Source organism: Corynebacterium sp. HMSC068G04 (assembly GCF_001814885.1).
GTDB classification, from domain to species: Bacteria; Actinomycetota; Actinomycetes; order Mycobacteriales; family Mycobacteriaceae; genus Corynebacterium; species Corynebacterium hiratae.
In genome coordinates this window covers 38,564-46,607 of sequence record NZ_KV818293.1, presented here as the reverse complement: position 1 = coordinate 46,607, position 8,044 = coordinate 38,564, and the positions used below count along the sequence as shown (strand labels likewise).

Below are 8,044 nucleotides of genomic sequence, written 5' to 3'. Positions count from 1 at the left end.
ATGGGCATTGAAGGGATTTCACCGCGTGCCTTGTCCCGGTGACACCTATTCAACCCAGACGTAAGTCGAGTCTTTCTGACCTGGTCAAGCGAATGTTTGATACAGGAGAGCTCAACCGAGTGTGGATGTCGGATACTACCTACCTGCGCACTGGTGAAGGCTGGTTGTACTTGTGCGCAGTCTGCGACGGACATTCCCGCAGGGTACTGGGCCGGGAAATGGATAGAGTGCAAGATTCTTACTTAGCCAAAGTGTCCACAATTTGCGAGTCTCCCCACTAGAGCACACCGCGCAGTCAACCACTCCCAACAAACGACTTTAAGGTTCAGACCCCCCTTCCTTGCCTGGTGATAGCAAGACAATTCAGAGTAAATAATGCGCTCTCATCAGGATTAACTTGAAAAACTCGTGTTCTTTGCGCGAAACACACTATTAACCCGTAACATAATTGACATGAAACTGCTTTCGTTCAGCGTGTCGAACCACCGCAGCATTCGGGAGACCCAAACGCTCGAGTTCTATAGCAACTGGCCACATTCCGCTGCTCCAACCGAAGGCTGGGCCAGTGTCACAGTGCCTGTAAGTTTGCTTCTCGGACCTAATGCGTCAGGAAAAAGCAATCTCCTGGACGCAATGAACTTTGCGCTTACTGCGATCCGCCTTTCTGCGACCTCATGGCGAGACTCCGGACCAGTAAACCGTCAGCCCCATTTCCCCTTCCTACTAGACGGTAACTCTAGAACCAAACCCAGTGCCTTTGAATTCGAATTTGCCATTGGCCCGACTCGGTACGTCTACGGCTTCGAGTGGAGCTACGAAGGCGTCCAAAGTGAGTGGCTCAGTAGGGTCCCCAATAAAAGGTGGGCAAAATGTTTTGAACGCTTCAAGGGGCAATCTATCTACTGGAACAAGTCGTTTATGTCTCCTACGGATGTTAGAGAGCTAGGAAAGATTACCGAAACCGAGTTGCTGCTCTCGGTTGGACTCCGCAACGATCACCAAATCTTGGCCCCGATCGCTCGAGAACTGATCTATAACACGCTTTACATACCAGTCGGAACACGCTCTCAGCAAAGCAGAGTAGATCAGCTGACAACTCTAATCCGAGAGGGAAAACTCAACATCGAGGATCTTTCCCAACTAATGCTAGCTGCTGACACCGGGATTCAAAGCGTTAAATTAGATCAACAAAGAATCCCCGAAGAGTTCATGAAACAAGTCCGGAGACTGGTAGAAGTTCTTAATGACGAAGCTAGCGATACCACAGGCAATGCTGCCGAAGGATCGGCTGAAGCCGCCAAGTTCTCCGACGAGGAACTCTCCTCATTGGTACATACCTTCCGCTTTTTCCACCGTGGCGTCGGCGAGACACAAGAACTTGGCCTCGCCGACCAATCGACCGGAACCCTGAGCTGGCTCGCCACTGCTCCCGCAATTTTAGAAATCCTTCGTGACGGTGGGGTGTTAATCGCCGATGAACTTGATTCGAGCCTTCACCAGAGCTTAATGGAGTTAATTATCAACGCTTTCTCCGATCCCAGCATAAACATAAACAGTGCGCAGCTGATATTCACATCACACAATACAAACATCCTAGAACATGCAAAGGATTTAAACTTGAATGAGAATAGTTTCTGGTTCGTCGAAAAAAATACGGATGGCTCATCCGAAGTTTACCCATTAACTGATTTCGAACTACACAAAAAGGCCAACTACGAACGTCGTTATTTAAGCGGCCGTTACGGCGCAATACCTCACGTGTCCCCGTCAACCATTCGAACGCTTGTAACCAGTAAAAGCAAGGAGAACTAAGATGGCTCGAACCCCTAAGCCGTCAGGAAAGAAGGGAGGGCGTCGCTTGCACTCGAACCGAAAGAAAAAAGAGGAAATAAAAAATCGCTATCTTATAGTAACAGAAGGGTTAAAGACTGAACCCTCATATTTTGACGGACTTAAAAGAACTTTAGGCCCCGACGTAAACTTCCATATAGAGGTGAAGCCCAGAATTGATAAAGCAAAGAATTGGACCAGCACCCCTACTGCTGTCGTCGATAAATGCATTGAATTGAAAAAGGCCGATGCCCAAAAGTGTGGGAACTCAAAGAAGCACCCCGACAAGCTACCATACGTCAAATGTTTCGCTGTAATCGATGTAGATCATTGGAATACCCCTCCACAACAAGGGAAAAGCAACCTCAATAAGGCCCTAGAAACTGCCAACAAAAATAATATTTCCGTTGCAATCAGCAATACTAAATTTGAAGCTTGGCTCCTCTGGCATGTGGAAAGAAAAATCACCTGCCATGACACCCAGCTCGCCAGGCTCTGCCAGGACCACAACCTCCTCCTCGAAAAAGAGATTCCACCAACGTTCCCGTATTCGAATTTTAAAAATGCCGCCCAGAACGCCGATAATCAGAATAGAGTTTCCTTAAATCAGGTGGGAATTTATCCTTCAACCTCTGTCCCCCGCCTCCTCGAAGAGATTGGAATCATTTAGCCCTCACATCAATAATATTAATTTATTTTCAATAGTAATTTCTGTGAATTAGACACGTCCGCCGCCAATGTTTTTGGAAGGTAACGAGTTAACAGTAGACACAACTTAAGACTCTTACCAGTCCGCAAAGGCGAGGAAATACAGCTGATACTTGACCTTGTCTTTATATTGATGAGGTAGGTGATTACTACTCGGTGTCTACCTTCTGTGGATGGCGGAGTCCAACGCTTCGTGACGCCGCTTGGAACCTTGGAACTCTGCAAGTGGGCTCACCGCAGTCTGGCGAGCTCGGGCAGGATTCTGATTTCAGCTAATGGCGTGAAATACGTCAATGCCACGTACTGATTGCCCCGATCACCTTGGCACACCGTCCAGTTATAGTGGTTTCGATTAATATCCGCTAAAGCATACTCCAAAGCGGCTGTATAGGCAGAGCATCGATGTGTATCGAAGTGCCTTTCGCAGCACCGACAATTTCCCATAAGAACGCATCAATCACAAATGCGGTAAAGATATATCGCTATAGGTGGCCCCCTATCCCAGAATCAACGACGCCGTCTTCTCCGGCGGCACATCCTTCAGCTGACGGCTCTTAACAGCCCACGACGCCAGCCCCAGGACAATCCAGACCACCAGCGCGATAAGCGGGGCCGTTCCCAGCATGCCAGGCGAGCCTGGGACAAAGAGCAGCGCCAAGAACCCGACGGAGAGTATGCACCCGGCCAGCGCGAAGTACTCGTAGAACTTGTTAGGTGCAATGGGCTTGGGCATCCCCGGGACTTGCCCGGTGCGCGCGATCTTCCAGGCACAGAAACAAGTGTAGAAATACGCCACGGTGATGCCAGCACTGGACATGTCGACGACCCACGTCAACGCCGCGCGCCCGAACCACGGGGTCACCAAGCACACCGCGCACACCAAAAGAATCGCATTGCGCGGGGCGTGCTGCTTGCCCTTGAGCTCACCCAGGCGGCGCGGAACCAAGTTAGCCCGCCCCAGCGTAAACAGCACACGGCTTGCCGCGGTGTAGAAACCATTGAGGCCAGTCAGCACACCCGCGCTCACCGCGACGACCATAAGCACCAGACCTGCTGGCCCCATCACCTCGCTGATGGCTGCTGCCGGTGGCCAAGCCTCGCCCTCGAAAGCATCGCGGTGGGTGCCCACGGCAATCGACGTCGCCAACATCATCGCCATATAAATGACCGTCGCGACAGTAATACCCCACAGCAGAAGTCCCAGCGCCTTCCGCGGAGAGAAATTGAACTCGCCCGCCAACTGCGGAATGGAATCAAAGCCCACGTAGGCCCACGGGGCAAAAGCGATGATCGTCGCCACCGCCGCAGCCGGCGGAACATCCACAGGGAAAGCGGGAGCAAGCGCCGGGCGCTCGACGACGTAGTAGATCACCATCGACGCCACGATAACCACCACCGCCAGAATCATGAGCACAACGGCAAAGAACTGGAACTGGCCGGAGAGTGCCGCACCCTTAGAGTTCAACCACGCGAACACAATGATGAACAACGAGCAGATCGCTACTTCGGGGAGATAGATGGTCCACCCGGCGACGTCGTAAAGCGCGCCCCGCATAACCAATTCAGGGAACGTGACGCGGAATACGAGCGTGACCGCCGACGCATTCAACGCAACGACACACGAGTACCCCAGCGTCAGCGCCCAGCCTGCGATAAACGCATGAGTCCGGCCGAGTGCCGCCATGGCGAACGCCACCCCACCACCGGTCAGCGGCAGCGCACGAATGGTAAAGCCGTAGCTCAAGCCAATCACGGCAATCATCAGACCGCCAATGACAAAGCCGATGACCGTTCCGGCAAGCCCCGCCTTCTGCATCCAGTCGAATGGCAAGATATAGGCACCCCAGCCAATCGCCGCCCCGAGAGCCATCGCAAACACCCACGACGGCTTCATCGTTTTCCGCAGTGTCGTATTCTCCGACATCTAGTTTCACTCCAGACAATTCACCTTGAGCGCCAGGACCTTGCGGACGATCCCAGCGCGCGTTTCTGGCAAGTCTAGAGGTTCTTGGTTAGGTGTGCCGCAGATCTAATAGATCCAAACTCAGGATTCCACCTCTCATTCGAAGAACATAACCGATGTTGACGATCTCAGTGTTCTGTCACCAATCACCCGGATGCTCTACGCTCTTACTGGGTCCCTACGTGTTCGCCCAAGGATCGTGTCCCGACTCCCACGCAGGGCGCTTGACGACGCCCGACTTGCACCTAAGCTCCCGTCGCCTAGCGTCAGCAACTGTTGCAATTTAACCGTCAGCCAAATCGCGCGCCGTATCACTAAGAAGCTCCAGCCCTGCCTGGGGTTTTCATAAGTCAAGCCGCGCAGGGCGCTCACTCAACGAGGAATGCTGTTTCCTTTCACCGCATCGTCCCCGTGCAAACTCTTTGCGCTCTCCCCAGGTATTAGCATCGACATGCCTATCACGCTGAAGCGGTTCGTCGAAAAAAGGATCATCAAAGTCTCGGAAATACTCAATAATCGATACTTCGATTATGTATTCATCATTGCCGCTATCTGTCACTGCCAGAGGATCCACCGAAACAAACCTAGACGCAAAGTCCGCCGCCGAAAACTTTCCAGCTTCGAAGGCTTTCCGGAATTCTCTCCGAAATTCGATACTAGGATCAACGCCTATTTGATCCCACTCATAACTGTTGCATATTTTATAAAGGAAAATAAAGCTGTTAATTCTCCAATAAGCATTAAGAGGCGCACGCTCTCCTTCAGCCATATCGCCGATGATGGAAGCAATGAGGACTCTGCCGTATTCTACGAATGCCATGTACATCGCTGGAGGCAAACCGCCATAGTTCTCCCTAAGGACTCCCCGAGCGATGAGTGGGCCTACATCTTTGTGATTCTCCCCGTGTGCCAAGAGACTCAAAATCGATGATTTTTCCAATTTTAGACGTGCCGTGGACATAAGATTTACTATGAACCAGACTAGCCAGCTGTTGGCAGCTCCAGATATATTTTCCCGAGCGTTCAATGCTCGAACGGCAGCCATAAGGACTCGTGAACATTCCTCTGGGTTAAAACCAGGTTCTAAACGCTCGAAGCCGAGCTCCAACCGGTTGGCAATAACGTACCGTAAGTTTGTATCCTCGCACTCCAAGAGTGATTCGAATTCGGACGCCTCTCCTTTCGCTGCATCTTTCAGGACCCGATCGGCCTCTAACTCTGACAAGTCATCATCATCAATGTTGAGCGTAAAATATCGATCAAAATGGCTCGGATCAGAAATCCGTTCCGTTCCCACTCTCCTAGATCCCCTTACCTGATCAAGGACCGGAAATAGTTCCCTCAAAACACCAACAACCACCTCTGCTTCCGATAAGCTGCTATGCGGATTAGAGATTTGAAGCCCCCGTACAGAAGACCTTTCAATCCAATTCCCAAATCCTGGAACTCCCATGATTAATTGCTTTTCAAAGTAGGATCGATCCTCCTCTGAAAGACTGTCAGAACGAGTTAAGATCTCCTTGTACCTAGGGAGTCGGGTGAACACAAAAGGATAGATTGTTTGCAGGAGCTGCAGATTTAGAACATCAGTTAAATTAATTTCAGCTGGATTAAGCTGCGCCAACGTAGATAGAAGCTGTTGACCGAATCGCTGTGCGGTCCTGATAGTTACGGGCAGCCGAAGCCAATTCCGAATGAATGCATAGACCTCATGGCTCGTAGGATCAAACTCGAATTCCGAACTATCCCCACAGTAAGACAGCACCAACTCAATCAATTTCGATTTCTGATATCCGGTAAGTGGCGGAACAGTAATTCGATACTGAATGTACTTCTCTAAATATTGGAAGCCAGCTGCCCCCGCGCCGGCTGCACCGGAAGACAAGTCAGCTCCAACGCTACCCCCGATAGTCTCGATATCCAGAGCAAGGAGAAAAGTAATTCCAGGAAATCGTCCCAAGAGCCTAATAACTTTAAGGAGCGAATACAGTTCAGGCTTTTGCAGCCTGTCGATATCATCTGCAACAACTAATACATTGAAACCTTTTTCCTGGATCACATTAGAGACCGCACTAAATAGTGAATTCCATGATTTTGGTCTTTCCAGATAGTCAGCTACGGCATCTGAAGTAGCTGCAATAGCCCCGCCAGCAACAGGGACCATGCCTGCATACAGACCAGAAAACCGTAGAACTCGTGCAACGATTTTCTGGAACCTCTCATCATTACCCAAATCGAGTGCCTCGCCGATCGACTGATAAAACTCACCGATTAATTCCTCCGGGCTATCAACAGCCCACGGGGTAAACCGTGCGATTTTCCATCGATTTGGTTCACTGGACTCAAGCTCCTGGGCCACGCGCTCCATCACCCAAGTTTTTCCGGACCCCCACGAACCCACTACACCGACAACAGAACTGCTGTCCTTCGAATGAACTCTCTGGATCACTTGGCAAGCATGACCAACGAGCTTTTCTCTAGAAAGTATGTCCTCGCCTACCGAATCATCAGCTCCGACTTGTAAGAAATCAGCTTCCATCTCGCTAACCAGCTCCAATTTCCCTGTTGGTAAAAATGAATAGTGACTGCTCTGCTCCTACCAAAGAGCTAGAAACGTTCTTACCAGACGGGATCTTCCTAGAGTCAGGTTTGGGATTAATCGTTAGGTACTCCTGCTGCGCCCCTAAGTAGAAATACTCCGGCCATCGCTTCCCCTTCCAAGCTCTGTAACTCCCCAGAGACTCCTCGCCCTACTTCGGTCTCTGTCCCAAAACAGGTTAGGCGCAGCTATGCGGCGCTGAGCTAAAAGAGTTTGAGCAATATGCGCGGCAGCAAAGGCTGCTTTGGGACGAAGTAGATTTGGCTGGTTCGCCAAAGGGCAGAGCACTTGCCCCGTTACCCTACCCCAGCTTCGGCCGGTACTTTTCCATAATCTCCTCGATGTCTCGGAACAGCGCCGGCCCATACTTCGGGTGGCGTAGCCCAAACTCCACGCTCGCCGGAATGAAGCCAGCTGGATTGCCCAAGTCGTGGCGAATACCGTCGTGCACAACAACGTGGACTGGATGACCCTCGGAGATGAGCAAGTCGATGGCGTCAGTAAGCTGCAGCTCTCCACCCTTGCCCGGTTCGATGCGACGCAAAGCATCAAAAATCGCACGGTCAAGTAGATACCGGCCAGTTGCGACGAGGTTCGACGGCGCATCCTCTGCCGCGGGCTTTTCTACCATCCCGACGACCTTCTTCACTCCATCCTCGCCGGTGTCCTGGATGTCGAACACACCGTAATTCGAGACATCCTCGGGTTCCACTTCCACAGCCAACAGCACCGAGCCGCCAAACTCTTGGCGCACACGAATCATCTCACTCATAGCTGCAGTGGGCTCGATGACGTCATCAGGAAGCATGACAGCAAAGTACTCTTCATCGCCATCGAGCACGCCCTCGGCCAATCCAACAGCATGCCCTAAGCCCAAAGGCTTGTCCTGCACAACTGCTACCGGCTGAATAATCTGCGCGGCACGCTCTACTTTCACTGCCTGT

The 8,044-nt window shown here is 51.4% G+C and carries 5 protein-coding genes; 2 read left to right on the top strand and 3 right to left on the bottom strand.

All coding sequences use genetic code 11. The features are described from left to right. The first annotated feature begins 453 nt into the window (after window positions 1-453). Both HMPREF2993_RS01435 and HMPREF2993_RS01430 read left to right on the top strand, forming a co-directional pair. Window positions 454-1,812 carry an AAA family ATPase gene (locus HMPREF2993_RS01435; protein ID WP_070517393.1) on the top strand — a complete coding sequence of 453 codons (1,359 nt, stop codon included), beginning with the start codon at window positions 454-456 and terminating at the stop codon, window positions 1,810-1,812. Window position 1,813: 1 nt separating this feature from the next. Beyond that, complete coding sequence (locus tag HMPREF2993_RS01430) at window positions 1,814-2,500, top strand: RloB family protein (protein WP_070700623.1); 687 nt, start codon at window positions 1,814-1,816, stop codon at window positions 2,498-2,500. A 534-nt stretch (window positions 2,501-3,034) separates the two neighbouring features. On the opposite strand, the gene HMPREF2993_RS01425 is transcribed toward HMPREF2993_RS01430, so the two are convergent. The 3 genes from HMPREF2993_RS01425 to HMPREF2993_RS01415 form a co-directional block, all read right to left on the bottom strand. Further along, window positions 3,035-4,408: an APC family permease gene (locus HMPREF2993_RS01425; RefSeq protein ID WP_232745378.1), complete on the bottom strand. Its 1,374-nt coding sequence runs from the start codon at window positions 4,406-4,408 to the stop codon at window positions 3,035-3,037. Between the two features lie 436 nt (window positions 4,409-4,844). Beyond that, on the bottom strand, window positions 4,845-7,040 hold the full coding sequence (locus HMPREF2993_RS01420; RefSeq protein WP_070517332.1) for a KAP family P-loop NTPase fold protein: 2,196 nt from the start codon (window positions 7,038-7,040) through the stop codon (window positions 4,845-4,847). A gap of 361 nt (window positions 7,041-7,401) precedes the next feature. Continuing rightward, a partial coding sequence (locus HMPREF2993_RS01415) for a UTP--glucose-1-phosphate uridylyltransferase (RefSeq protein ID WP_070700701.1) occupies window positions 7,402-8,044 on the bottom strand: 643 nt, incomplete at its 5' end.

Bases quoted from the DNA above. Each gene is read 5' to 3' on its own strand.
- HMPREF2993_RS01430 (WP_070700623.1), top strand. From the start codon at position 1,814: ATGGCTCGAACCCCTAAGCCGTCAGGAAAGAAGGGAGGGCGTCGCTTG.
- HMPREF2993_RS01420 (WP_070517332.1), bottom strand. From the start codon at position 7,040: ATGGAAGCTGATTTCTTACAAGTCGGAGCTGATGATTCGGTAGGCGAG.
- HMPREF2993_RS01425 (WP_232745378.1), bottom strand. From the start codon at position 4,408: ATGGCTCTCGGGGCGGCGATTGGCTGGGGTGCCTATATCTTGCCATTC.
- HMPREF2993_RS01435 (WP_070517393.1), top strand. From the start codon at position 454: ATGAAACTGCTTTCGTTCAGCGTGTCGAACCACCGCAGCATTCGGGAG.